This is a genomic window from Lentzea sp. NPDC020367 (assembly GCF_044387305.1).
In the GTDB taxonomy this organism is placed as follows: Bacteria; Actinomycetota; Actinomycetes; order Mycobacteriales; family Pseudonocardiaceae; genus Lentzea.
On record NZ_JBIRVV010000002.1, the window covers coordinates 573314 to 596559 of the forward strand.

General features: G+C 68.3%; 22 protein-coding genes. 12 read left to right on the forward strand and 10 right to left on the reverse strand.

Translation table 11 applies throughout. The annotated features are described in order from the left end of the window. Nucleotides 1–98: 98 nt before the first annotated feature. Both ACH413_RS09850 and ACH413_RS09855 read right to left on the reverse strand, forming a co-directional pair. Nucleotides 99–1391 carry a beta-propeller fold lactonase family protein gene (locus tag ACH413_RS09850; RefSeq protein WP_360030394.1) on the reverse strand — a complete coding sequence of 431 codons (1293 nt, stop codon included), beginning with the start codon at nt 1389–1391 and terminating at the stop codon, nt 99–101. 35 nt (nt 1392–1426) lie between these two features. Beyond that, nucleotides 1427–1912, reverse strand: a complete 486-nt coding sequence (locus ACH413_RS09855) for a GNAT family N-acetyltransferase (RefSeq protein ID WP_360030397.1) — start codon at nt 1910–1912, stop codon at nt 1427–1429. A gap of 79 nt (nt 1913–1991) precedes the next feature. Here ACH413_RS09855 and ACH413_RS09860 point away from each other — a divergent pair, with 79 nt between their 5' ends. Both ACH413_RS09860 and ACH413_RS09865 read left to right on the forward strand, forming a co-directional pair. Next, on the forward strand, nt 1992–2483 hold the full coding sequence (locus ACH413_RS09860) for a sigma-70 family RNA polymerase sigma factor (RefSeq protein WP_360030400.1): 492 nt from the start codon (nt 1992–1994) through the stop codon (nt 2481–2483). Then, on the forward strand, nt 2476–3342 hold the full coding sequence (locus ACH413_RS09865) for a hypothetical protein (protein WP_360030402.1): 867 nt from the start codon (nt 2476–2478) through the stop codon (nt 3340–3342). Before ACH413_RS09860 ends, ACH413_RS09865 begins: the two co-directional genes overlap by 8 nt. Here ACH413_RS09865 and ACH413_RS09870 read toward each other — a convergent pair. Further along, entirely contained in the window at nt 3327–4652 is a 1326-nt protein-coding gene (locus tag ACH413_RS09870; RefSeq protein ID WP_360030405.1) for a serine/threonine-protein kinase, read from the reverse strand. The genes ACH413_RS09865 and ACH413_RS09870 overlap by 16 nt on opposite strands. A gap of 69 nt (nt 4653–4721) precedes the next feature. Between ACH413_RS09870 and ACH413_RS09875 the strand changes: the two genes are divergently transcribed. Both ACH413_RS09875 and ACH413_RS09880 read left to right on the forward strand, forming a co-directional pair. After that, entirely contained in the window at nt 4722–5678 is a 957-nt protein-coding gene (locus ACH413_RS09875; RefSeq protein WP_360030408.1) for a magnesium transporter CorA family protein, read from the forward strand. Between the two features lie 4 nt (nt 5679–5682). Further along, a complete protein-coding gene (locus ACH413_RS09880; protein ID WP_360030410.1) occupies nt 5683–6450 on the forward strand; it encodes an enoyl-CoA hydratase/isomerase family protein in 768 nt (255 codons plus the stop codon). Nucleotides 6451–6678: 228 nt separating this feature from the next. Here ACH413_RS09880 and ACH413_RS09885 read toward each other — a convergent pair whose 3' ends face one another. Continuing rightward, nucleotides 6679–6915: a hypothetical protein gene (locus tag ACH413_RS09885; protein WP_360030412.1), complete on the reverse strand. Its 237-nt coding sequence runs from the start codon at nt 6913–6915 to the stop codon at nt 6679–6681. A gap of 10 nt (nt 6916–6925) precedes the next feature. Here ACH413_RS09885 and ACH413_RS09890 point away from each other — a divergent pair, with 10 nt between their 5' ends. Further along, on the forward strand, nt 6926–7825 hold the full coding sequence (locus ACH413_RS09890) for a hypothetical protein (RefSeq protein WP_360030414.1): 900 nt from the start codon (nt 6926–6928) through the stop codon (nt 7823–7825). A gap of 60 nt (nt 7826–7885) precedes the next feature. Here ACH413_RS09890 and ACH413_RS09895 read toward each other — a convergent pair whose 3' ends face one another. Continuing rightward, nucleotides 7886–8200, reverse strand: coding sequence for a hypothetical protein (locus ACH413_RS09895; protein WP_360030416.1), 315 nt, complete (start codon nt 8198–8200; stop codon nt 7886–7888). Between the two features lie 57 nt (nt 8201–8257). Beyond that, nucleotides 8258–8713 carry an SLATT domain-containing protein gene (locus ACH413_RS09900; protein WP_360030418.1) on the reverse strand — a complete coding sequence of 152 codons (456 nt, stop codon included), beginning with the start codon at nt 8711–8713 and terminating at the stop codon, nt 8258–8260. A 34-nt stretch (nt 8714–8747) separates the two neighbouring features. Here ACH413_RS09900 and ACH413_RS09905 point away from each other — a divergent pair, with 34 nt between their 5' ends. After that, entirely contained in the window at nt 8748–9476 is a 729-nt protein-coding gene (locus tag ACH413_RS09905; RefSeq protein ID WP_360030419.1) for a PIG-L deacetylase family protein, read from the forward strand. Between the two features lie 279 nt (nt 9477–9755). Here the strand turns inward: ACH413_RS09905 and ACH413_RS09910 are convergent, their stop codons facing one another. Next, nucleotides 9756–11051 (reverse strand): UDP-glucose/GDP-mannose dehydrogenase family protein, encoded by a 1296-nt coding sequence (locus ACH413_RS09910; RefSeq protein ID WP_360030421.1) that lies wholly within the window; start codon nt 11049–11051, stop codon nt 9756–9758. After that, a complete protein-coding gene (locus tag ACH413_RS09915; RefSeq protein WP_360030423.1) occupies nt 11051–12382 on the reverse strand; it encodes a glycosyltransferase family 4 protein in 1332 nt (443 codons plus the stop codon). Before ACH413_RS09915 ends, ACH413_RS09910 begins: the two co-directional genes overlap by 1 nt. Before the next feature lie 111 nt (nt 12383–12493). Here ACH413_RS09915 and ACH413_RS09920 point away from each other — a divergent pair, with 111 nt between their 5' ends. The 3 genes from ACH413_RS09920 to ACH413_RS09930 are packed head-to-tail and all read left to right on the forward strand — an operon-like array spanning nt 12494 to nt 17610. Continuing rightward, entirely contained in the window at nt 12494–14509 is a 2016-nt protein-coding gene (locus tag ACH413_RS09920) for a glycosyltransferase (protein WP_360030425.1), read from the forward strand. 2 nt (nt 14510–14511) lie between these two features. Next, nucleotides 14512–16335, forward strand: a complete 1824-nt coding sequence (asnB, locus tag ACH413_RS09925; RefSeq protein ID WP_360030427.1) for an asparagine synthase (glutamine-hydrolyzing) — start codon at nt 14512–14514, stop codon at nt 16333–16335. Between the two features lie 48 nt (nt 16336–16383). Further along, complete coding sequence (locus ACH413_RS09930; protein WP_360030429.1) at nt 16384–17610, forward strand: MFS transporter; 1227 nt, start codon at nt 16384–16386, stop codon at nt 17608–17610. Here ACH413_RS09930 and ACH413_RS09935 read toward each other — a convergent pair. Then, nucleotides 17582–18427, reverse strand: a complete 846-nt coding sequence (locus tag ACH413_RS09935; protein ID WP_360030431.1) for a glycosyltransferase — start codon at nt 18425–18427, stop codon at nt 17582–17584. The two genes, ACH413_RS09930 and ACH413_RS09935, sit on opposite strands and share 29 nt — an antisense overlap. 109 nt (nt 18428–18536) lie before the next feature. On the opposite strand from ACH413_RS09935, the gene ACH413_RS09940 reads away from it, so the two are divergent. Genes ACH413_RS09940 through ACH413_RS09950 form a run of 3 tightly spaced genes read left to right on the forward strand, consistent with a single transcriptional unit; the run spans nt 18537 to nt 22191 of the window. Next, the gene (locus tag ACH413_RS09940; protein WP_360030433.1) at nt 18537–19562 is read left to right on the forward strand and encodes a glycosyltransferase; all 1026 of its coding nucleotides are present in this window, start codon (nt 18537–18539) and stop codon (nt 19560–19562) included. Beyond that, entirely contained in the window at nt 19559–21001 is a 1443-nt protein-coding gene (locus ACH413_RS09945) for a lipopolysaccharide biosynthesis protein (protein ID WP_360030435.1), read from the forward strand. The genes ACH413_RS09940 and ACH413_RS09945 overlap by 4 nt, the downstream gene beginning before the upstream one ends. Continuing rightward, on the forward strand, nt 20998–22191 hold the full coding sequence (locus ACH413_RS09950) for a glycosyltransferase family 1 protein (RefSeq protein WP_360030437.1): 1194 nt from the start codon (nt 20998–21000) through the stop codon (nt 22189–22191). The genes ACH413_RS09945 and ACH413_RS09950 overlap by 4 nt, the downstream gene beginning before the upstream one ends. On the opposite strand, the gene ACH413_RS09955 is transcribed toward ACH413_RS09950, so the two are convergent. Then, entirely contained in the window at nt 22184–23149 is a 966-nt protein-coding gene (locus tag ACH413_RS09955; protein WP_360030439.1) for a hypothetical protein, read from the reverse strand. The genes ACH413_RS09950 and ACH413_RS09955 overlap by 8 nt on opposite strands. Nucleotides 23150–23246 lie beyond the last annotated feature (97 nt).

Here is a 23246-nt window from a genome sequence, read left to right on the forward strand (position 1 = left end):
ACCGGGGCGGCGGTCACCGGAGGTACATCCCTCGACCCGGACGTTATGCCGGGCATTTCGACCGAGTCAAGGGATGTAACAACCATGACAAGCGTTGACTAGAGCAGAGTGATGTACCCGTGCGAAGAGGCCCCACCGTGCTCGTTGTCGCCCGCGTACGAGGCCGTGAAGCCCTGCAGCAGGGTGGACAGGCCGACCAGCAACGCCACGTTCGCGTCGCAGGTGGCCTTGCCGGACGAGTTGGTCGTCGCGGTGCAGAGCGGGTTGCCCTTCACCGTGCGGAAGACGACCGACCGGCCGGCGATCGGCGCCCCGGTGTGCTTGTCGGTCAGCGTCGCGTCGAGCGAGCGGACCGTGAACCCGAGGAGCCGCAGTTGCAACTGCGCGGAGCCGGACACGAGCTTCGACGCGGCGGGCGGCACGAAGTTGATCGCGATGCCCACCGGGCGCTGGCCCACGGCGATGGTGCCGGTGACCGTGTTGGACGCCGTGTCGATGACCGACACCGTGTTGCTGTTGAAGTTCGTCACGTAGGCCGAGGCCCCGTCCGGCGTGAGGGCCACGCTGATCGGGCGGTCACCGACGAAGATCTTCTGCAGCTCGGTCATCGTCGTGAGGTCCACGACGGACACCGAGTCGAACTCGCTGTTCGTCACGTACGCGCGGGTTCCGTTGGGCGCCAACGCGATGCCGTGCGGCGTGAAGCCGACGGACGCGGTGCCGACGACGGTGCGCGAGGCCACGTCGATGGCGGAGACGCTGTCCGAACCCTTGTTCACCACGTACATCCGCGTGCCGTCCGCCGACGCCGCGATGGCGGTCGCCGCGTTGCCGACGGCGATAGTGGTGACGACCGCGTTGGACGTCGTGTCGATGACCGAGACCTTGCCCGGCCCGGGAACGTCGTGCGTGACGTAGACGGACTTGCCGTCCTTCGTGACGACGACGCCGTCGGCGTTCGAGCCGACCGTGACGGTCGCGGTGACCGTCAGCGTGGCCGTGTCGACCACGGACACCGTGCCGTCCAGATAGTTGGTGACGTAGACGAAGCCGCCACCGGGGGCGACCGCGACACCCGCCGGGTGGGACCCGACGGGGATGGACTTGTCGACCGTGTTGGTCGGCGTGTCGATGACCGTGAGCGTGTTCTGCACGGAGTTCGTGACGTAGCCACGGGTTCCGTCGAACGCGACCGCTGCCATGTAGGGCGAGTTACCGCCGCTGTCGGCGATCGTCGTGGACACCGCGTTCGTGGCCGTGTCGATCACCGACACCCCGCCGCCGTTGTTGGCGACGTATCCGAGCACCCGGCCGGCGGGAGCCGCCGAGGCCGGGGTCACCACCAGTGCCGTGGTGATGGCAGCCGCCATCACCAGTGGACGCAACCGCATGTTCAATGCCTCCTGGCGCGAGTCATCCCGACCCTTCAGGACATCGCGACCGGATGAGCGGACGTTAGCCTCTTCTCGAACCAGTGGTCGGAGTATTCGGCTGCGTTGTACGGAGCAATCTCGACGAACCCGTGCTTGGCGTACAGGCTCCTTGCCTCCACGAGATCTTTGCGGGTGTCGAGCCGCAACGACGTGATGCCGCGCTTGATCGCTTCGGCCTCCATCGCGACGAGCAACGCCGACGCGGCGCCCTGTCCGCGGAACGGCGTGCGCACGAACATGCGCGTCAGCTCGCCGACACCGTTGTCGAGGAAGCGCATGCCCAGACAGCCGACATCGTTGCCATCGCGGGACACCACGAGGAAGACGGGCACGTCGTGGTCCTGCTCGTCACGTTCGTAGGCGTCGATCTCGGCGTCGTTCGTCGGACGGCCCCAGTAGCGGCTGATCATCTCGGCGTTGTACTCGCGGTTGAGCGGCGAGCGCGCGGCGTCGACGGCCGTCACGGTCCAGTTGGTCATGTCACCATCATCGAAAGCCCGTCCACTGTGATTCAGGTCACTGCAACACTGGACCCGCGAGAAGCCAACTGGGGGCGTGATGTTCGCGGAGCTGTTCGACGAGCACGCCCAACCGTTACACAGATATCTGGCGCGACGGGTGGGCACGGACGTGGCTGACGACCTCGTCAGCGAGACGTTCCTCGCCGCCATGCGCGGCGAGGAGAGCTACGACCCGGAGAAGGGCAGCGTCGTCGGCTGGCTCTACGGCATCGCCACGAACCTGTTGCGCGGCCACGCCAAACGCGAGACCCGCCTGTTGCGCACCGCCGAACGGTATGGCGTCGACCTCGGTGTCGCCGAGTCGCTGGAGCACACCGTGGTCACCCGCGTCGACGCCCGCTCGCACCTGCGGCGGATCGCCCGCGAGCTGGCGCGGATGTCCCAGGACGACCGCGACCTGGTGCTGCTCGTGTCGCTGGCCGGGCTGACCGTGCAGGAGACGGCGGAAGCCCTCGGCCTCAACCCCGGAACCGCCCGGTCCCGTCTGCACCGGCTGCGCGCGAAGCTGAAGGAAGTGGAACATGCGTGACCTGCTGGACGACGACCTCGCCGAGCTGTACCCGGTGCGGGGCGACGACGACGTGCGGCTGGCCCGGTTGCGCGAACGGCTCTTCGCCGAGAAGCCGGAACGCCGTTCGCGACGCTGGGCCGGCATCGCGGCGGCCTCCGTCACGGTGGTGCTGATCGCCGGGCTGGTAGTGCTGCTGCGGCCCGCCTCGCGCGACTCGGCCGCGACGATGCCGGTCGCGCCCGCCACCTCGCTGGCGGAGGCCGCGGCACTGCTGGAGCGGGCCGAGCAGCCGTCCGCGAAGTACCGGCACGTCAGGTACGCGGTGTGGCAGACGATGTCCATCGGGGGCGAGTCCACCTCGTTCGGCGCCACCGCCCTCGAGTACCAGATCGACGCGTGGGTGCCCGCCGCGAAGGGCGAGATGGTCGTCATCTACCGCCGGTTCACCGGGAACAAGCGCGCGGTCACCGGCGTCCAGGAGCCGCTCGACCGCCTCACGGCCATCGAGTACAAGGGCCCTCAGCTGTGGAGCACGTTCTGCACCTCCACGCCCTGCAAGGAGTCGAGCCTCGGACTGCCGCTGCCGGTCGACCCCACGCAGAAGCTGGAGGGCGCCTCGTCGCGCCTGCTGTCGCCGTACACGACCAACGAGGAGAAGGCCGCGACCTACCGGGAGCTCGCCGCCTCCCCGGAGGTCCACTGGAACGACGGGGCGCTGTCGGTCGACGGCGGCCTGACCTCGTTCCGCATCGACCCGGAGACGGGTGAGGTCGCCGGCACGGAGGTGGCGGCGCCCGCAGGCAGCAAGCTGCCGCCGGGCACGCCGATCCTGACGGTCTCCCTGACCTACGAGTGGACCGATCAGCGCCCGTCGTAGCTGCGCGGCAGGTACCAGGCCAGGGCGGCGCGCAGCTCGGCGACGTCGCGCTCGCGCCGCCGCCTGGTGCGCTCGTGGGCGATCGGGAACACCCGCACACCGCCGTGGTGCGCGCCGAAGAAGCGACGCGGCGCAGGATCCTTCAGCCAGACGACGACCCACGGCCGTTTCTTGTGCGGCACCACGCGCACCCGTGCGAGCTCGTACCACCAGTACTGGTGGAACTTGCCGTTGCGCGTGGTGGCGATGCCCTCGCGGCTGATCTCGATGACGACCTTGCGGCGGGCGGCGGCGCTGAAGTACCGCACCGCGCGCACGACGAGCACGCAGAACGCGGCCAGGGCCAGCAGCTGCGTGGCGCCGTTGGCCTGCGCGGCCGGGTCGGCGATCGCGGCGGCGAGCAGGGCCACGGCGAGGTTCAGCCCGCCCCACGCCATCGGCACGAACCGCGACGTCGAGAACGTCGCGGCGGCGGGCGTCATCGGCGCGGGGAGCTTGCTGGTCGGTGCCTTCGGCGTCACGACCTGGCTGAGCAGGCGCGTCACCTCGGCCGGTTCGGGACGCTTGGCCGGGTCGCGGTGCATGCACTTCTGCACCAACGGACGCAACGGCTTGGGCACGCCGTCGATGTCCGGCTCGCCGTGCGCCGCCTTGTAGAGCAACGTGGCCGTCGGGCCCTCACCGAACGGGCCCTTGCCCGTCGCCGCGTACACGAGCACGGCACCAAGGGCGAACACGTCCGAAGGTGACGCGACCTCCTGGCCGGTGATCTGCTCGGGCGAGAGGAAGCCGGGCGTGCCGAAGACCATGCCGGTCTCGGTCAGCGCGGTGTGCTCCATCGCGCGCGAGATGCCGAAGTCGATGACACGAGGACCGTCGGCGCCCAGCAGCACGTTGGACGGCTTGAGGTCGCGGTGCACGAGGCCGGCCCGGTGGATCGCGGTGAGCGCCTCGGCCAGACCTTCCGCGAGGCGTCTCAAATGGTGCTCCGGCAACGGACCGTGCCGTTCGATGGCCTCTTGCAGCGTCGGCCCGGGCACGTACTCCGTCGCCATCCACGGCCGGGGCGCGCGCGTGTCGGCGTCCACGACGGCCGCCGTGCCGGCGCTGCCGACCGCTCGGGCCATCTGGACCTCGCGGCGGAACCGCTCGCGGAAGCGCGGGTCGTCGGCGAGCTCCGCGCGGGCCACCTTGACGGCGACCTGGCGTCCGTCGCTGCCTTGTCCCAGGTAGACCGTTCCCATGGCACCACGACCAAGCCTGCCCAAGAGCAGGTAGTCCCCAATGCGCTGTGGTTGGTCCACCTTCACCGGATCGAGGGTAGCGGGAACTCGGGCCGAAACCTCACATCTGAGTAGATCTACGTATCGTTGTCGCCCATGGGTAGGACCCGCTTGTACCGCAACGGCGAACTCGTGGACAGGGACTTCCCGGTCTCCGAGATCGCGGAGCACGTCAAAGATCACTCCGCCGTCGTGTGGTTCGACCTCTGCGCGCCGTCTCAGGACGAGATAGGTCTGTTGCGCGACGAACTGGGCTTGCACGAGCTCGCGATCGAGGACGCGTTCACCGAGCGGCAACGCCCGAAGGTCGACCGCTACCCCACCCACCTGTTCATGAGCGTCTACGCGGTCGAGTACGTCGAACACGAGATCAAGGCGTGCGAGGTCGACGTGTTCGTGGGCAAGAACGTGCTCGTGACGGTGCGCGAGAGTGAGGACTACTCCCTCGCCGGCGTGGAGCGCAGATGGGACAGCGCGCCGACGCTGGCCACCTCGGGCGTCGGGTTCCTGCTGCACGGCCTGCTCGACGACGTCGTGGACGGCCACTACGCGGCGGCCCAGAAGCTCGACGACGACATCGAGGCCCTGGAAGACCGCATCTACCAGGAGAAGCCGCACGTCGGACGCAAGGCGTTGCAGCTGCGGCGCGCGTTGGTGCAGCTCAGGCGGGTCGCGTTGCCGATGCGTGAGGTGCTGGGGTCGCTGTTGCACCGCGAGCACGACCTCGTGGACGACGCGATGATGCCGTACTACCTGGACGTGAAGGACCACACGCTGTTCACGGCCGAGCTGACCGAGTCGATGCGGGAGCTCGTCACGAACCTGCGCGAGGCCGAGGTCGCGGTGCAGGGCAACCGCCTCAACTCGATCATGAAGAAGGTCACCAGCTGGGCGGCGATCATCGCCGTGCCGACGGCGATATCCGGCTATTACGGCATGAACGTCCCTTACCCCGGGTTTGAGCAGAAATGGGGCTTTTGGGTGGCCACGCTGGGTATCTTCGGCCTCTCCTACTTCCTGTACCTGATGTTCAAGCGCCGCGATTGGCTGTGAGCCTGTGAAGATCCACCTGACCCGCCGTGACGAGCTCGCGATCATCACGATCGACGCGCCGCCGCTCAACCTGTACTCCCTCGACCTCGACGCCGAGTTCCACGAGGCCCTGGACGAACTGGGTGACGCGCGGGCGTTGCTGGTCAACGCCACGGGAAAGGTCGTGTCGGGCGGTGTCGACGTGTCGCTGTTCGCCGCGCAGGAGTACCGCGACGAGGCGCAGCAGCTGTTCGACCGCATGCTGGTCCTGCCGCAACGCCTCGCCGCGCTGCCGATCCCGACCGTCTTCGCCGCGCACGCGTTGTGTCTGACCTGGGCTTTCGAGCTGGCGGTGGCGTGCGACCTGATCCTGGCGTCCGAGCGTGCCCGGTTCGGGCTGGTCGAGAAGGTCGTGGGCCTGACGCCGACGATGGGCGGCACGCAGCGGCTGGCGGCGCGTGCGGGCGTGGGTCGCGCGAAGGAGTTCGTGATGACCGGCGACCTTTACGACGCCGCCACGCTGGAACGGTGGAATGTCGTTAACCGGGTGTTCCCCGACGAAGGTTTCGCTTTGGCGGCGGAGCAGTTCGCACTGAGTCTCGCGACCGGTCCGACGCAGGCACACTTTGCGACCAAACAGGTCCTCGCGCATTTCGAGAACGGGGGCGTCCCGGAGGCCGACGCTCACGTCACGACGATCGCGTCGGCGTTGTTCGAGACCGAGGACCTGCCACGCGCTGTGCACAGCTTCCTCACGGACGGTCCCGGTCGCGCGACATTCACGGGTCGCTGATCTCACACATCAAGGAATCATATGGCTCGGTGATAAAACCGTGATCTACCTGCTCACACGGATGGAGCATTCCCCACCAGGCGGAAGATGATGTTGCGCCGCAAGGAGATCCGCTTGACTCCTCCGGTTCTGCCGTGCAGTGTGCTGACCGTTCAACGGCCCCGTACGAAACTTCGTCGCACGAGTTTTGTACACATTCCGCAACGGCCGACGACACAATCAGCGAGTTCACGGTCCCCCGTCGTGAGCGCGCGTGGAGGTAGAACCAGCCGTGAGACCCAGATTGGCCCTGCTGCTGACCGGTGGTGTCATCGTGTTGGCCGCCTGTTCCCCGACGAAGGCGGCCCAGCCGACACCCGTGGCGGAAAGCTCCAGTGCCACCTCGACCAGCATTCCCAGCAGTTCCTCGGAGGCCCCGAGTAGCAGTTCGGCGGCCCCCAGCTCGACGACCACCAAGTCCGCCACCAACGGCCCCGTGAAGCCCCCGGCGAACTCCCCCGCCCCGGCAGGCTCCCCTGGCTGGAAGCTCACCCAGGCCAACACGGGCCTCGCCGCCCACGGCCTGAACTGCGACTCGCTGCCGCTCTACACCGGTCCCGGCGCCCCCGCCGCGGGCACCGTGATCTCCGGCAAGCGCGTCGAACAGGCCCTGACGCTGTTCGCGGGCAACATCACCATCGAGAAGTCCTGCATCCGCCCGAAGAACCTCGGTGAGACCGCCCCGCTGATCACCACGAACGGCCCGTGCGGCAGCAACTCCTGCCAGGTCACCGGCGCCCCCGTGACGATCCGCGACTCGAACATCGACGGCTCCGCCCTGTCGGCCAAGACCATCGCGGGCTCCTGCGCGTTCCTCGGCGTCGGCACCCTGCAGCGCAACTACATCAGCGGCATGGGCTCCGGCATCTGCTTCTACAACACCGGCAGCTCCCTGAGCGGCCTCGCCGAGGGCAACTACGTCCGCGGCCTGCGCTCGGACGGCGAGTCCCACAACGACGGCGCCACCGTCCGCGACTTCCCGCTCGACAAGAACGCGGGCCGCACCCTGACGTTCCGCAACAACCGCATCGACTGCTCGACCGGCAACGACACCGGCGCCCTGTTCATCCAGACCTACGGCGGCGACATCGACAACGTCACCGTCGAGGGCAACCTGCTGGAGGGCGGCGGCTACCAGCTCGGCCTGGAGTCGGGCTTCGACAACCTCTACGGCCGCAACATGAAGTCCATCAACAACCGCTTCAGCGGCACCGGATGGGGCGCGGCCTACGTGAGCCAGAAGGGCGCCTCGTACAAGTGGGCGGTGTGGCAGGACAACTACCTGCACGACGCCAACGCGCCGGACGCCAAGGGCAAGCCCGCGGGCACCCCGTAGTCCACCGATCGCCTTCGCCGCCGAGCCCCCGCCGGCGGCGAAGGCGGTGCGTGGGCTCGGTCAGGCGGTGCCGGAACGGCGCTCGGCCTCGGCGAGGCGTTCCTCGAGGGCCCGGATGCGGTCGTAGAGATCGACCAGGGTCACGCCGTCGGCCACCACGCCGGGGCGCTGCCAATGCCTGCGCACGAAGTCCTCCCGGCTCTCCTGCGGCGACTGCTGGAACCCGGAGAAAGGCGCGGCACCGGGTTCCGGCGCCGGAGTGGAAGCGCCCAGCGCGCGGAACAAGGACTTCTGCAGCTTCATGATGATGAACCCGACGAGCACGATCCCCACGAGAGCGGTGACGGGGATCAGCAAACCCCAAGCGTCCGACATGAGAAACCCCCTGATCCTCGGACAGCGGAGATCGACACTACCGGCCGCGGCACCCGCTCAGCCGTTGTCGCGGAACTTCAGCCAGCGCCCGCTGAGCGAGTCCCAGATCTCCTGGTAGCGCTCGAACATCTCCCGCACCCGCTCGGGGTCCACTTCGGCGGCCGGTGTGGACGCCACGTAGTAGGCGAGGTCGTCCTCCAGCCGGTGGAACTTGTAGCTGGCCTCCTCCATCAGCACCCAGAGCGAGCGCCACGCGAAGAACGGCTCCAAAGCGGACACCACGGTCACCACCGCCACCAGCGAGAACGCCGTTCCCGTCCAGGGGTCCAGGTTCTGCAGGCCGAGGATGATCGTCGACACCGCCGAAAGCACCAAAGTGGTCAGTCGGACAGTTACGGACTTCCACCTGAACCGCTGCTTGCGGGAACGGGCGTACGCGTGCCCGCGTTCGATCTGCCCGAGCAGGTGCTGTGCTAGTTCGTGCGGCTTCAGGCCGGACGGCAAGTCGGTCACCGGCAAGACAATAGTTTCGGGGTAACTTCCCCGCGTGCAGTTCGATGGACCGAGAACCTTGCTGGCCGTCCACGCTCACCCCGACGACGAGTCGCGGTCGACCGGAGGAATCCTGGCCCACTACGCCCGTCAGGGTGTCCGGATCGTCCTCGTCACCTGTACCAGTGGCGAGCTGGGTGACATGCCCGGCGGCATCAAGCCCGGCGAGCTGAACCACCACCCGCAGGCGGTGGCGGCGCGCAGACGGGCGCAGCTCAACGCCGCGTGCGATGTGCTCGGCATCACAGACCTGGAACTGTTGGGGTATCACGACTCCGGCGAGACCGGTGAGGTACCGCCCGGCGCGTTCTGCTCGATCCCGGTCGAGACCGCCGCGGGACGGGTGGCCGCGCTCATCGAACACTTCCGGCCGCAGGTGGTCGTGACGCACGACCACCACAATCCACATCAGCACCGCGATCACGTCCACGCCGCGCGGGTCGCGCAGCACGCGGTCAAGGAGACCGGGATCCCGGCGAAGCTGTACCTGGAGGCCCACGACAGCCTCGCCACGACCACAGTCGACACTTCCGCGGTCGCCGACGTGAAGCGCAAGGCGCTGTACTGCTACGAGAGCCAGTCGCTCATCGGGAAGCTGACGGCGCAGCAACGGTTCGCGGCCGAGTCGTACATCCGCGCGATCGACACGACCGGCGCGCCGCTGCCGGAGACCGATCTGTTCGCCGGCATCACGCACCACGGGCCGGATCTGCCGCGCTGGTGAAATGCCGAGGGGCGTTCGCCGTGAAGACGAACGCCCCTTCGAGACTAGAGCGGGAGTGCGGACAGCAGGCTGCTCGCGAGGTCGCTCGCCTGAGCCAGCAGGCCAGAAGCCTGGTGCACGATTCCGTTGACCATGTCCATGAGTCCAGCCACGGCGAGAACCTCCCCGACCAACCCCGGTGGGCCAGTCCCACCGGGTGTTGCCGGGAATCAAAGCGCTAGCACGACAAGCTCGCTCGCCCTGTCACACCATTGAGCTAAATGGACAGTCTCAAGTGGACTAGCGGCGCCCCAGTGACGTGCAGGTCAGGCCGGCACGGCGAAGAACGTCCGGGTCCAGCAGGTTCCGCGTGTCGACGACGACGGGCTGCCGCACGGTCTCGGCCAGACGCGCCCAGTCCAAGGACCTGAACTCCGGCCACTCGGTCAGCACGACCAGGGCGTCGACGTCCTTCGCCGCCAGGTACGGATCGTCCACAACGGACACCGGGCCGAGGTCCGTGCCGCCGGCCAGAGCGGGGTCGTAGCCGACGAGCTCGGCTCCCGCCTGCTTCAGCAACGCCGCCACCGCGAGGGCCGGGGAGTCGCGCAGGTCGTCCGTGCCTGCCTTGAACGTCAGGCCCAGCAGGCCCAGCCGCACGTGCGACAGCGAGCCGCCGCGCTTGCCGGTGACGGCGAGGCGAACCTTCTCGACCATCCGCTGGCGCTGGCGCTCGTTGGTGTCGATCGTGGCGCGCAGCAGGCGGAACTCGAAGTCGGCGGCGTCCGCGACCTGGAGCATCGCGTGCGTGTCCTTGGGCAGGCACGAGCCGCCCCAGCCGGGGCCGGGGTTGAGGAACGCCTGACCGATGCGCTTGTCGTAGCCCATGCCCTCGGTGACGTCGGTGATGTTCGCGCCGAGCCGCTCGCACAGCTCCGCGACCGCGTTGACGTACGAGAGCTTCATCGCCAGGAAGCAGTTCGCCGCGTACTTGACCATCTCGGCCGAGGCCGCGTCGGTCAGCACCGTGGGCGCGCCGAGGCGTGCGTACAGGGCGGCCACGCGCTCGGCCGCGTCCTGCTGGTCGCAGCCGACGACGATGCGGTCGGGGTTCAGGAAGTCGTGCACGGCCGAGCCCTCGCGCAGGAACTCGGGGTTCGAGACGACGGCGACGTCGTCGCGGCGCAGCAGTTCGGCGGTGCGGATCGAGGTTCCGACCGGCACCGTGGACTTGTTGACGATCACCGTTCCGGACGGCAGCAGGTCGCGCGTCTCGTCCACAACGGACTCGACCGCGGCCAGGTCCGCGATGCCGCCGACACCCATGGGCGTCGGCACGCACAGGAACACGACCTCGGCGTCGGCCACCGCGGCCGACGCGCCCAGTACGAACGTGAGGCGACCGGAAGCCAAACCCTCGGCGACCAGCTCGGCGAGGCGCGGTTCGAGGATGTCGACCTCACCGCGCGAAAGCCGCTCGACCTTCGAGGCGTCGACGTCCGCGCACACCACGCGGTGACCCAGCGAGGCGAGACAGGCACCCGTGGTCAGACCGACGTAGCCGGTGCCGACGACAGCGATCCTTCTGACGAACATCATTCTCCCGTTCGGGTCACGGCGAACGCGCGGAGCACGGCGTCGTCGCTCACGTCGATCATCTTGTTGCCCCACTGGTCAGTGCCGGCACCGAGCTCGGGCCTGCCGTCGGGGAACGGGCCGCGCGAGGCGAAGCCGGTGAGCCCGTCGAACACGGCCACGTAGTTCTCGGCCTGCGGGCGCCAGTCGAGCACGGCCTCACAGCGGCGACGGCCCTCGAAGCCGAGGCGCGCACGGCGTTCCGCGTCGTCGAGCAGGTCGAGCAGCGACGTCGTGAACGCCTCGACGTCACCCGGTTCGACCAGCACGGCGCACTCGCCGGCGGACACCACGGTCTCCTGCAACCGGTACGTGACGACCGGCAGCGCGTAGGCCATGTACTCCATGGTCTTGTTCATAGTGGACACGTCGTTCAAAGGCGACAACGGATCCGGGCCCAGTCCGACGGACGAAGTCGACAGGTAACGGGTGATCTGTTCGGGCCCAACCCGTCCGGTGAACTCCACGTACGGATCGAGTCCCCAGGCCGTGGCCTGCTTCTTCAGGTCTTCGAGGCAGTCGCCGAAGCCCAGCAGCGCGAAGCGGACGTCGGTGCGCCCGCGGTCGAAAACAACTCTCCGTGCGACTTCCAGGACGCCGTCGACGCCGTCCTGCGGTCCCATGATTCCGAGATAGGCAACCAAGTGTTTGCCGCCGCGTCGGAGTTCGTCCACGCCCTCGACAGGCCGCATCACGGTGGTGTCCGGGCCGGAGCGCACGACGGTGGTGTGCTCGGGCGGCACGTTGCCCCGCGTCCACGCGATCTTCTGGTACGAGGTGTTGGTCGACGTCACCCGGTTGGCCGTGCGGAACGTCCGGCGCTCCAGCCACTTCAGGATCCGGTACTGCAGCTTGCCCGCGAAACCCTTGGGCTCACCGAAACGAGACAGGAACACCTCGGGGTTGAGGTCGTGGTGGTCGAAGACGAACTTCACGCCACCGAGCCGCCACAGCAGCGCGAGCGCCCAGTACGTGTCCGGCGGGTTGCACGCCTGCATGACGTCGAACCGCCTGCGGGCACGCACCTTCACGCTCAGCAACGCCGTGCGCACCCAGCAGTACAGGAACTCCCACGCGTAGCCCAGCGCGCCTTCGGCCTGGGGCGGCGGAGCGTACTTGTACAGGTGCACTCCGTCGAGGAGTTGGTAGGCGGGGTCACCCGGACCCTTGGGGCAGATCACCGAAACCTCGTACCCGGCGGCGGTCAGGGCGCGGCATTCCAGCCACACCCGCCGGTCCAGCGGCACGGGGAGGTTCTGCACGATGATCAACACGTGAGGCGATGACGTCACGCTCTGGTTCTCGTTTTGGAGGGCAAAACGGTTACACATGGCGCGAATCTCGTAACGGAGGTTGCAAAACACTCGATGTAGCGCGCAGAGGCCCCAAAGCGAGGAGCGGTTGTGGAGCGGTCACCTGTCGCGGTGGTCATCGTCACGTACCAGAGCGAACAGGTCATCGAGGGATGCCTGAACTCGTTGCCCGACGGTGTGAAAGTGATCGTCGTCGACAACGCTTCCACCGACGGCACTGTGGCCTCCGCCACTCGGCCAGGCGTGCAAATCGTGCGAAACCCGGTTAATGCGGGATTCGCGGCCGGTGTGAATGCGGGCATCAAAGCCGCCGAGGGTTACGACGTTCTCGTCCTGAACGCCGACATCCGGTTGCACCCCGGAGCCGTGGAGACACTCCGCGCCGCCGACCGGCCGATCGTCGTGCCGCGCCTGGTGGACGATTCCGGTGAGCTTTCCCACTCGCTGCGCCGCAAGCCGCGCGCCGCCGGAGCGTTCGCGGAAGCCCTCATCGGTGGCGGCCGCGCCGGGCGGATCGGCCTGGGCGAGACGGTCACCAACACCGTGGCGTACCAGGGCGCGCACGCCGCCGACTGGGCGACGGGCTGCGCGTGGCTGATCAAGCGGGAAGTCATCGAGCGACACGGCCTTTTGGACGAACGCTACTTCCTCTATTCGGAGGAAACCGACTACATGCTGCGCGCCGGCGGCGTCTGGTTCGAGCCGCGCGCGACGGCCACCCACATCGGCGGCGAGGTCTCCACGAACGCCCGGCTGTGGTCGATGCTCACGCAGAACAAGGTCCGCCTGCACCGCGAGCTGCACGGCCGGTTCGCCGCGCTGTTCATGTGGCTCGCCATGGTCGTGAACGAAGGGCTTCGCGCGCGTTCGCCGAAGCACCGCACCGCGTTGAAGGGGCTTTTCCGCATGCGCCGCTGGCCGGAGGAAGTGGCCTCCGAGGGCCCGAGCTACCTGTGCTTCTCGGCGCAGGACTGGTGGTACCACAACCGCGCCCACTCGGACTTCCAGCTGCTGCGCCGCGTCGCGAAGCACCGCAAGGTGTTGCTGGTCAACAGCATCGGCCTGCGGATGCCGTCGCCCGGCAAGAGCACGCAGTTCCTGCGCCGGATCTTCCGTAAGGCCAAGAGCGTCGCGATGCTGGTCCGCCAGCCGATCCCCGAGACGCCGAACTTCTACGTGATGACGCCCGCTCCCCTGCCGTTCTACGGCAAGCCGTGGCTGCGCAAGCTGAACTCGGTCCTCGTCCGCGCGCAGGTCAAGGCCGTGTGCTTCTTCCTCCGGATGGGCACGCCCGTCGTGGTCGCCACGATCCCCACCGCGTGGGACGTCGTGAAGCCCATGAAGACCAAGGGCCTGGTGTTCAACCGCTCCGACCGGCACTCGGCGTTCCCCGAGGCCGACCAGGGCACCATCGCCGGGCTGGAGAACCAGCTGCTGTCCAATTCGGACTCCGTGCTCTACGTGTCGCGAGCCCTCCAGGAGGAGGAGTCCGCGCTGACCGGTGACCGGGCGCACTTCCTCGACCACGGCGTGGACGTCGACCACTTCACCCGCCGCACCGAACTGCCCGCGGACATCGCGAGCGTTCCCGGGCCGCGCATCGGGTTCTTCGGCAGCCTCGACGACTACCTCGTCGACTTCGACCTGATCGAGAAGGTCGCGCAGGAGTTCCCCGAGGCGTCGGTCGTGCTGATCGGTGACGCGACCTGCTCGATGGAGCGCTACGACAAGTACCCGAACGTTCACTGGCTGGACTTCCGGTCCTACGACCAGATCCCCGGCTACGGCTCGGGCTTCGACGTGGCGCTGATGCCGTGGCTGGACAACGACTGGATCAAGCACGCGAACCCGATCAAGATGAAGGAGTACCTGGCCCTGGGCCTGGCCGTCGTGTCGACGGACTTCCCCGAGGTCGAGCGGTACGGCGACGTCATCCGGATCGCCCAGGGCGAGGCCGACTTCATCGACCAGATCCGGCTCACGCTCAAGGACGGCGGCCTGAAGACCCCCGCCGAACGCCGTGCGGCCGTGCTCACCGCCTCCTGGGACTCCCGTGCCCGCGAGCTCATGCAGATCTCTGAAAAATCCTTTTCTGGGGAGCGCTAGACGTGTGCGGTATCGCAGGCATCAGACGGTTCGACGGCGCTCCCGTCTCCCGTGAGCTGCTCGCCGAGATGGCGAAGCGGCTGCACCACCGCGGCCCCGACGACAGCGGCTTCTGGTCGGACGGCTCGATCGGCTTCGCGCACACCCGGTTGTCGATCATCGACCTGGCCGGCTCGCCGCAGCCGATGGCGGGCGCGTCCGGCACCACGCAGATCGCGTTCAACGGCGAGATCCTGAACTACCGGCAGCTGCGCGAGACCCTGAGCTACCCGTTCCGCACGAACGGCGACACCGAGGTCCTGCTGGCGCTGTACGAGCAGCACGGACCGGCCGCCGTCGCCCAGCTGCGCGGCCAGTTCGCCTACGCGATCCACGACGCCCACACCGGCGACACGCACCTGTTCCGCGACCGGCTCGGCATCCTGCCGCTGTACTACTACGCGGACTCGAAGATGTTCGCGTTCGCGTCCGAGATCAAGGCGCTGCTGCCCGCGATCGGCGCGGCCGAGGTCGACCACGAGTCGCTGCACGACTACCTGGCGCACCGCTCGGTGCCCGCGCCGTACACGCTGGTCCGCGGCGTCCGGAAAGTGCCGCAGGGCCACCACCTGGTCGTGAAGGCGAACGGCGAGGTGCGGACCGAGGCGTACTGGGAACTGCCGCGCGAGTCGGAGATCAGGCAGGTCACCCCCGAGGAGGCCGTGCGGCTCGTGGACGAGGCGCTGACGGCGTCCGTGCGCGACGCTCTGGTCGCGGACGTGCCGGTCGGCGCCTACCTGTCCGGCGGCGTGGATTCCTCGCTCATCACGGCTCTGGTGGCGCGGGAACGGGGTGACGCGGAGCTGCACACGTTCTCCGCGGGCTTCGGCGACCCGCGCGTGGACGAGATCCACCACGCCGAGAAGGTCGCCAAGCTCGTCGGCAGCCGCCACCACAACGTGATCGTCACGGCCGACGACTTCCGCGACAGCTGGGCCAAGCTCTCCTGGCACCGCGACGCGCCGCTGTCCGAACCGGCCGACGTGGCCGTGTTTCGGCTGGCCGAACTGGCCCGCAGGGACGTGAAGGTCGTGCTGTCCGGCGAGGGCAGCGACGAACTGTTCGGCGGCTACCCGAAGTACCGCTTCGCCCAGGCCACCCGCCTGGCCGCCGCCGCGCCGTCGTTCGCGCTGAAGCGCCTGGAGAAGGTGCTGCCGGCCTCCAAGGCACGGCTGGGCATCGCCCTGCGCGCCATCGCCGAGCCCTCCTACGCCGAACGCATGCGCGGCTGGTTCGCGCCCTTCACGGTGTCCGAACGGGCAGCGTTGCTGGGCGGTCCCGCCACCCGGTCCGTGCTGGCCCCGTACGAGAACGGGCGCGGGGACGCGTTGCGGCGCATGCTGTACGCCGACTCGCACACCTGGCTCGCGGACAACCTCCTCGAGCGCGGCGACCGCATGTCGATGGCCGCCTCGCTGGAGCTCAGGCCTCCGTTCCTCGACCACCGCGTCGCCGAGCTGGCGTTCTCGCTGCCCAGCAACGTGAAGGTGCGCGGCGGCACGACCAAGTGGGTCGTGAAGGAGGTGGCGCGCCAGCACCTGCCGGCCGACATCGTCGACCGGCCGAAGTCGGGCTTCAAGGTGCCGCTCGACGCCTGGTTCCGCGACGGCCTGCGGGACATGGCCTACGACCTGCTGACCGGGCCCACGTCCTTCGTGGGCAAGACCTTCGACCGAGCGGCCGTGCGCTCACTGCTCGACGACCACGATTCCGGTGACCGCAACGAGCAGCCGCGCATCTGGACGCTGCTGTCCCTCGAGGTGTGGCACCAAACGCTCAGCTGGTAGGACGGTCCATGAACAGGGATTTCGTTTCCGGGGCAGGTGGGTGACCCGATGTACGTCGCCTCCTCCCGTCCGTCCAAGACGGACTTCCGCAAGCGGTTGCCGGGCACGGTGTTCGCGCTCGGCACGGTCAGCCTGCTGACCGACGTCTCCGCCGAGATGATCACCGCGTTCCTGCCGGTGTACCTGCTCTTCACGCTGCACCTCGGCTACGCGCAGTTCGGCCTGCTGGACGGCATCTACACCGGTGCCACGGCCCTGCTGCGCCTCGTCGGCGGCAGCGTCTCGGACAAGTTCCGCAGACCCAAGGCCGTCGCGGCCGCGGGCTACGGGCTCTCGGCGCTCACCAAGGTGTTCTTCCCGCTGGTCGGCGCCTCCCCGTTCGGGATCGGCGCGTTGATGGCGGCGGACCGGGCGGGCAAGGGCATCCGGACCGCGCCGCGCGACGCGATGATCTCCCTGGCCACGCCGGAGGATCGGCTCGGCGCGGCGTTCGGCGTGCACCGGAGCATGGACACGTTCGGCGCGCTTCTGGGCCCGCTCATCACGTTCCTGCTGCTCACACAGATCGGGATGGTGCCGGGGCCGATCTTCGCGGTGTCCGCGGCGTTCGCGGTCATCGGCCTGATCGTGCTCGTCTCGTTCGTGCGGGAGAAGCCGGCCACCGAGAAGCCGAAGGGGCCGCGGCCGTCGTTCCGGGCGGGGCTCAACCTGCTCACCGACAAGCACTTCCGCCGCACGACCATCTCGGCCGGGATGCTGGGCCTCGCGACGGTGTCGGACGCGTTCGTCTACGTCCTGGTGCAGAAGGCCACGAACATCTCGCTCGGCTACTTGCCGCTGCTGCCGCTCGGCACCGCCGTCGTGTTCCTGGCCGCCGCCGCGCCGCTCGGCAGGCTGTCCGACAAGATCGGGCGCTGGCGGATGTTCCTCGCCGGCCACGGACTGCTGCTCGGCGTGTACGCGCTGCTGTTCATCCCCGAGGGCGGCATGGGGGTCGCGATCGCGGCTCTGCTGCTGCACGGCCTGTTCTACGCGGCCACGGACGGCGTGCTGTCGGCCAAGGTGAGCGAGTCGGCGCCGGAGTCACTGCGGGCCTCCGGGCTTTCCGTCGTGCAGACCGGGCAGGCGCTGGGCCGTCTCGTTTCGTCCGTCGCGTTCGGACTGCTGCTGCAGTACTCCAGCTTCGGAACGAGCATCACGGTGGCGCTAGGAGCACTCACCGTGACGCTCATCGCTGCTTACGGAATCAACCGCGAGCAGCCAGCTTCTGCTTGATCTTCTCGAAGCCACCCTTGCCGAGCACCTTCATGGCCGCGTTCTTCGCGGCCACGCGTCCGGAGTCGCGCATGAACCGCACCGGCTGGTCCACCAGCCGGTCCTGCGCCACGGCGAGCGAGCCCGGCGCCGCCACGTCGTCCAGCGAGTCCCCGAACGACGCCTTGTACGGCTCGGGCGAGACCAGCCGGCCGCGTGTGCGGTTCGACACGTTGCCGCCGTGCACGACCTGCAGCCAGCCCGGCGCCCCGTCCAGTTCCACGACGGGGAAGTGCAGGTGCATGTGGTTGTGCCAGTGCGCCCAGCACGTGACCGGCTCGTCCCAGGACTCCCGCACCGAGACGAACGCGTTGTGCCGGTCGACCCGGTGGTACAGGCCGCCCGGCGACTTGATCAGGCCGTTGACCAGGTAGTACGCGGCGGTCGTGGTGGGGCGGGGAGCGGCGCAGAGGCGTTCCACGAAGTCGACGGCGAGACCGTCGTCGTTGTCGAGGTTCGTGGTGATGAGCTCGGAGCCGACCTGACCGTAAAGCGACCGGATGTCCGATCTCAGTTCTTCCCGCGACACTTCCGGACGGTAGACGGGCGTGTACGCGTCACCGTGTGAGGCGATTTTGTCCTTGAGCCATTGCGGTGATTCGGGGTCGAAATAGATGAGCCAACGCGTCCGTTCGTCCGTCTGCGCGAGCACCGATGGCAGGCAGTAGCGCTCGAACAGCGCAACGCGTTCGGTCAGCCACCCTTCCTTTGCCCGGACGTAACTTTCGGCACCCTTTGAAGGCAGGTTGAAGCGCGTCAGGATGACGTGGTCGGCCATGACTCCCCTTACTCCGGTCATCCCTACATCGCCTGATGGGCCCAAAACGTTGCGGGGCTAACGAATGCGCATCCACACCGATAGTGAGGTTGTGCCAACGCTTCCCACAGTGGACGTCGTGATCCCCTGTTACAACTACGCCCACTTCCTACCGGCCTGCGTCCGCAGCGTCCTGGACCAGCCAGGCGTGGACGTGCGGGTGCTTGTGATCGACGACACGTCATCGGACAACACCCCCGAGGTGATGGCCGAGCTGATGGCCGCCGACAAGCGCGTCGAGGGCTACCGGCACGAGGTGAACAAGGGACACATCGCCACCTACAACGAGGGTCTGCTGGACTGGGCGAGCGCCGACTACACGGTGCTGCTGTCCGCGGACGACCTGCTGGCGCCGGGAGCACTCCAGCGCGCCGCCGAGGTCTTCGAGCAGAACCCCGAAGTGGGCATGGTCTACGGCCGCGTCGTCTACTACAGCGACCACGACGCGTTGCCGAGGGTCACTCAGCTTCCGACCAGCTCGAAGGTCTGGCGCGGCGAGGACTGGATCGAGAACCGCTTCCGCAGCAGCCGCAACGTGATCTCCTCGCCGGAGGTCGTGGTGCGCACCAAGATCCAGCAGAAGGTCGGCGGCTACCGCTCGGACCTCCCCCACGCGGGTGATCTGGAGATGTGGCTGCGCATCGCCGCGGTGTCCGACATCGGGTACGTCAGCGGCAAGCCCGGCGCGTACTACCGGGTGCACGAGAACTCCATGATGCGCACGACGTTCAAGTCGGTGTTCGCCGACCTGGAGCAACGCCGTGACGTGTTCGACCTGGTGCTGGAGCAGAACCCGAGCCTGCCGGCGCGACTGAAGACGCTGGCGCACAAAGCGATCGCGGCCGACGCGCTGTGGCGCGCGGTCCGGCTGCACGACCGCGACCAGCTCGACGGCACCGAGCAGGAACTCCTCGACTTCGCCCGCGAGACCTACCCGCGGCTCGAAGAGTTGCCGGAGTACAAAGCGTTGCAGCGGCGCAAGAAGTTCAGCCCGCGTTTCCTGAGCCGCACTCAGTTGTTCCTCGCACCCCACGCCGTCAAGCGCGCGAAGCTGTGGATCGGCACGCAGCGCTGGAAGTGGCGGGGCGAGTGGTGAGCACGGACACCGGCCGGCTCGAAGGCAAGGTCTCCTCGGCGATCCGCTGGAGCGCCATCAACTCACTGCTGCAACGACTCGCCGCGGTCGGCATCAGCGTCCTGCTCGCGCGCCTGATCGCGCCCGAGCAGTTCGGTGTCTTCGCGGTCGCCCTGGTCGTGCTCAACATCGTGCTGAGCGTGTCCGAACTCGGTGTCAGCGCCGCCCTGGTCCGTCACAACGGCCCCATCGACGAGATGGCGCCGACCGTCACGACCCTGTCGCTCGCGTCCGGCACGCTGCTGGCGTTGATCTGCGCGGTCGGCGCGCCGTGGTTCTCCAACGCCATGGACGCGCCGGAGGCCGCCGGGGTCATCCAGCTCATGTCGATCGCCCTGATCGTCGCGGGCGCGACCGCGGTGCCCGGCGCGATGATGCAGCGCAACTTCCGGCAGGACCACAAGTTCTACGCCGACACCGCCGCGTTCGTGGCGGGCACGGCCGTCGCGGTCGTGCTGGCGCTCATGGGCTTCGGCGCGTGGAGCCTCGCGTGGCAGCGGATCGCGCAGAACGTCTCCGCGGCGATCATCATGTTCTGGCTCACCAAGGAGCGGTTCCGGCCCGGCTGGAATCCGGTCCAGGCCAAGGAACTGCTCGCGTTCGGCCTGCCGCTGGCCGGATCGAGCCTGCTGATCTTCGGCGTGATGAACGTCGACTACATCGTCGCCGGCGCGATGCTCGGCACCGTCCAGCTCGGCTTCTACCTGCTGGCGTTCAACCTCGCGAGCTGGCCGGTGGCGGCGTTCAGCGCCCCGGTCAGAAGCGTGTCGCTGGCCGCCTTCTCCAAGGTCCGCGAGGATCCCGAGCTGTTCCAGAAGGCGTTCGGCCGCGCGCTGGGCCTGCTGGCGCTCGTCACGGTACCCGCGTGCGTGCTGCTGGCCGCCCTGGCCGAACCGCTGATCCGCGTCGTCTACGGCGAGCGCTGGTCCCCCGCGGCGACGGCGCTCGCGTTGCTGGTGCTGCTCGGCGCGGTCAGGGTCGCCCTCGAACTCGGCTACGACTTCCTCGCCTCGGCCGGCCGCTCGCGAGCGATCCTCGTGATCCACGTCGTCTGGCTGGGCGCGCTGGTGCCGCTGCTGGCGCTGGGCGCGCACCTCGACGGCATCCGGGGCGTCGCGGCGGCCCACGTGATCGTCGCGGTCCTGATCATCACGCCCGCGTACCTCGTCACGTTCAAGCCCTACGGCATCCGGGCCGGCGCGCTCGGCACCAGGCTGCTGCGGCCGTTCCTCGGCGGTGTGCTGATGGTCGCGGTCGTGCTCGTTGTCCGGAACATGATCGACAGCGAACTGCTGCAGATCCTCGTCGGCGGCGCGCTGTCGTGCCTCGCCTACCTGCTCGTGGTGTTCCCGATGAGACACGAGATCCTTGCGGTGCTGAAGAAGAGGGCCGACGCGTGAGGCGACTGAGGCAGGTCACGAAGATCGTCCGCGAGCAGGGCGCGAAGCAGCTCGGCGTCCGCCTGCTCACCGCCGCGACCCGCAGACTCGGTGCCGAGGGCGAAGAACTGCCCGTGCGCCTGGACGACGTCCGCAGGGCCGACGTCGAGCAGCGCAAGCCCGTGGTGATCCCGCCGATCCCCCAGGACGGCAAGCTCGTGATCAACTGGGTCACCACTCCCCCGTCCAGGGGCTCCGGCGGCCACACCACCATGTTCCGGCTCATCCGGCACCTGGAGTCGCTCGGGCACGAGTGCCGGCTCTACCTGTACGACACGTTCGGCAACACCGTCGCCGACCTCGAACCCGGTGTCAGGGAAGCGTTCCCGTTCTTCCGGGGCTCGATCCACGACGTGACGGACGGCATGGCCGACGCGCACGCCGTCTTCTCGACGGCGTGGATCACCGCGTACCCGGCGTTCAACGATCCTTGCGCGGGCAAGAGGTTCTACCTCGTGCAGGACTACGAACCGTGGTTCTACCCGTCCGGCGGCCTTTACGCGCTGGCGGAGAACACGTACCGGATGGGCATGCACGGCTTCACCGCCGGACGCTTCCTCGCCGACAAGGTCCGCGACGAGCACGGCATGCCGGCGGACTACTTCGACTTCGGCTGCGACGCCGACCGGTACAGGCTCGGCGACGAGAAGCGCGACGGCATCGTCTTCTACGCCCGGCGCAAGGCACCGCGCAGGGCGTTCGAGCTCGGCGTGCTCGCGCTGGAGGTCTTCGCCGAGAAGCACCCGGACCTCAAGATCCACGTCTACGGCGAGAAGATCGGGCAGCTCGGGCCGCAGTTCCACGACCACGGCCTGGTCACGCCCGACGACCTCAACGCCATCTACAACCGTTGTTTCGCCGGGTTGTCGCTGTCGATGACCAACGTGTCCCTCGTGCCGCACGAGATGCTCGCGGCCGGATGCATCCCCGTGGTGAACGACGCGCACTTCAACCGCGTAGTCCTGGACAACGACCACGTCCGGTACGCGACACCCACCCCGCACTCACTGGCGCGTGCTTTGTCCGAAGTGGTCACATCGCCGGACTTCGACGCGGTCGCCCGTGCGGCCGCGTCCAGTGTGGAGGGACGTTCTTGGGATGCGGCAGGACATGAGCTGGAAAAGGTGCTCCGCCGCGAACTCGCTACGTGACGGGAGACGGCGACGTGGCGTCCTGGATGAGCACCCTGGCGTCCTGCGATCCGTCGGCGGGCACCACGTGAACCGCGGGCAGCTTGGCGTCCTTGGGCACCGCGGCGAACGCGAGTTCCGTGCCGGTGAGCCACGTCGCCTGGTCGTCGATGCCGGCCGTGCCGGGCAGCCGCTTCTCGGTGTTCGTCGCGAGGTCGAGCACCGCGAGGTCCCACGGCCCGAGGCGGCCGATGCGCTTCTTGTACGCGACCTTCGTACCGTCCGGCGACAGCGACGGGCATTCCGCGTCACGGCGCAACGACGTCACGGACTTGCTCACCAGATCGCCCTTCACCAGCCACGTGTAACCGCCGCTGGCGAGCGTCGCGTAGAAGGTCAGGTCGTTGGACCCCACCGTCAGACCCCAGTAGTTGACGTCACTCGCGGTGAGCGGAGCACCCTCCACAGTGGCGGCGAAGTGTTCGAGCGACTCGACGGTCTCGCCGGTGCGCACGTCGAAGTAGCCGGTGCGGGTCGAGAAGCCGCCGGGCACCGAGTACGAGTCGCCGGTGACGAAACTCGTCCAGGACACCACGTTCCCGGACTGCGAGACCTTCGCGCGGCTCGGGATGCCCGGCAGCGGAACGGTCTTGATCGGCTTGCCGTCGCGGCTCACCTCGGCCGCGTAGGTCGGGCCGGGACCGGAGAGCTTGAGGCACACGCTGGTACCCGCTGCGGCGTAAAACCGCTGGCAGGCGAGTTCCGTCTGGGTGCGGGCGCCGCCGTCGGCGAGCTTCTCGACCCGGTTCTGGCCGCCGGCGAGATCGACGAAGAGAAGATCACCGACCTTGGCCTGAGTCACCTGTTCGGTACCACCCGACTGCTTGGCGTCGGTGGCCGCGGTGACGACGTAAGCCGTTGTCCCGCCGATGACCACGAGAATGGCCGCGACGGTCACGGTCAGACGTCCTGCACGCATGCTGCCTCCTGGTTTCCACCTGTTCATCGCCGATCAGCTACGGCCTGTAACAGTTGGCAGCTCACCCCGATTTTCAAAGCAGGCGATACCCTACGAA